Annotated in this window: 3 protein-coding genes; 2 read left to right on the top strand and 1 reads right to left on the bottom strand. The window is 70.8% G+C overall.

Going from position 1 to position 1,859, the window contains the following annotated elements:
• Positions 1 to 108 precede the first annotated feature (108 nt).
• Both AB0F41_RS31550 and AB0F41_RS31545 read left to right on the top strand, forming a co-directional pair.
• Positions 109 to 708: an acid phosphatase gene (locus AB0F41_RS31550; protein WP_357430254.1), complete on the top strand. Its 600-nt coding sequence runs from the start codon at positions 109 to 111 to the stop codon at positions 706 to 708.
• Between the two features lie 73 nt (positions 709 to 781).
• Positions 782 to 1,294 carry a GNAT family N-acetyltransferase gene (locus AB0F41_RS31545; protein WP_357430252.1) on the top strand — a complete coding sequence of 171 codons (513 nt, stop codon included), beginning with the start codon at positions 782 to 784 and terminating at the stop codon, positions 1,292 to 1,294.
• 12 nt (positions 1,295 to 1,306) lie between these two features.
• Here the strand turns inward: AB0F41_RS31545 and AB0F41_RS31540 are convergent, their stop codons facing one another.
• Positions 1,307 to 1,699 carry a hypothetical protein gene (locus AB0F41_RS31540; RefSeq protein WP_357430250.1) on the bottom strand — a complete coding sequence of 131 codons (393 nt, stop codon included), beginning with the start codon at positions 1,697 to 1,699 and terminating at the stop codon, positions 1,307 to 1,309.
• Between the last annotated feature and the right edge of the window lie 160 nt (positions 1,700 to 1,859).

Genomic DNA, 1,859 nt, shown 5'->3' with positions numbered 1-1,859 from the left:
TGGAGCGACCAGAGGGAGGGAGCGCAGCGACCGACCGGCGGGAGTGAAGAACCGGGTTAATAGGGCCCCACCCTCGAGCGGCGGAGCCGCTCCAATAACACTGTGTCGGTGCCCGCACCCGACAACCCCCGCATCGTGCTGTTGCGCCACGGCGAGACCGACTGGTCCGTGGCGCATCGGCACACCGGCCGCACCGACCTACCGCTGACCGGCGCCGGTGAACAACAGGCCGCCGCTGCCGGGCGGACCGTCGCGGGGTTGGATCTGCGGGATCCGCTGGTCTACGTCAGTCCCCGGCTCCGGGCCCGCCGCACCGCCGAACTCGCGGGGCTGTGTGACGCGCGGGTCGAACCGGACCTCGCCGAATGGGACTACGGGGACTACGAGGGCCGCACCACCCCGGAGATCCGGGAACAGGCACCCGGCTGGACCGTGTGGACCGCGCCGGTGCCCGGGGGCGAATCGGCCGAGCAGATCCGCGACCGTGCCGACCGGGTGCTGGGTGCCGCGACCGCCGCACTGGATTCCCGCGATGTGATCCTCGTCGGGCACGGCCACTTCTCCCGCGCCGTGATCGCCCGCTGGCTCGGCTTCGAGGTCCGGGAAGGCCGCCGATTCGCGCTGACGACGGCCGCCGTCAGCGTGCTGGGGTTCGAACACGCGGAGCCCACGTTATGGGCGCACAATCTACGTCCGGGGTCGTTTTGACGCCGCCCCGGGCGCCTCGGCGGGGTCCGGGGACCCGTACCCGGCCGCCCGCGGCCCGATCCAGGAGGTTTCCGTGCCGGTGACACCCGCTGTGCAAGTCCGCCGCGCCGTCCCCGGCGATGTACCCGCACTCGTCGACCTCGTCTACGGCCTGGCCGACTACGAGAAGGCCCGCCACGAGTGCACGCTCACCGCCGGCCAACTCCATACCGCGCTGTTCGGGCCCGGCGCCGCGGTCTTCGCCCATACCGCGCTGCTCGACGACCGGATCGCCGGCTGCGCCATCTGGTTCCTGAACTTCTCGACCTGGGATGGGGTACACGGCATCTACCTGGAGGATCTCTTCGTCACTCCGGAAGCGCGCGGCAGCGGGCTCGGCCGCGCCCTCCTGGCCGCCCTCGCTCAGGAAGCCCATGCCCACGGTTACAGCAGAGTCAGCTGGTCGGTCCTGACCTGGAACACACCGTCGATCGGGTTCTACGAATCACTCGGGGCCGTCATCCAGGACGAATGGGTCGGCTATCGCCTCTCCGGCGACGCCCTCACCGCGCTGGCCGCGACCGCGCCACCCGAATCCCCGGCCTGACCGCCCGGCTGGTCACTCCTCGCCGATCGCCCCGTACTCCTGCGCCGCCCACCGGGAGGTAGGGGGTGCGAACAACAACCCCAGCGCTCCCAGCGCGACCACACCGAGCAACGTTCCGTAGAGCGGCTGCTGCGACCCGAACAACAGCGACCACACGACCGGCAGCAGCAGCAACTGGGTGATCACGGCGATCGCCCGCCCCCACCGCTGCCCGAACAGCAACCCGATGCCGGCCGCGAGCACGGCGCCGCCGAGGATCCCGAACCACATGGCCGTCCCGTAACCGCTGATGGCGTCCTCATCGTGCCCCAGCAGCGCGCGCACGATCAGGACCACCGCGACGGTCACGGCGACGGCGCCCTCCAGGGTCACCAACCCGCCCGCACCCCGAACGGTCCTCGGCACACCGACATCATTTCGCTCGACCACGGTTGCAGCCTATTTGTCGCGACTCGGCGGTGCCGGGGTCGGGAGGGTGCTGTGTTTTTTGGCGCGGCTTCGCCGCGCGGGGTTCGGCCCTCTTGGCGTCTGCTGCCACGTCCAACTTCCTGCGTAACGCGGCCAC

The organism is Nocardia sp. NPDC024068 (genome assembly GCF_040638875.1).
Classification (GTDB): domain Bacteria; phylum Actinomycetota; class Actinomycetes; order Mycobacteriales; family Mycobacteriaceae; genus Nocardia.
This window is presented reverse-complemented; position numbering and strand designations above follow the sequence as displayed.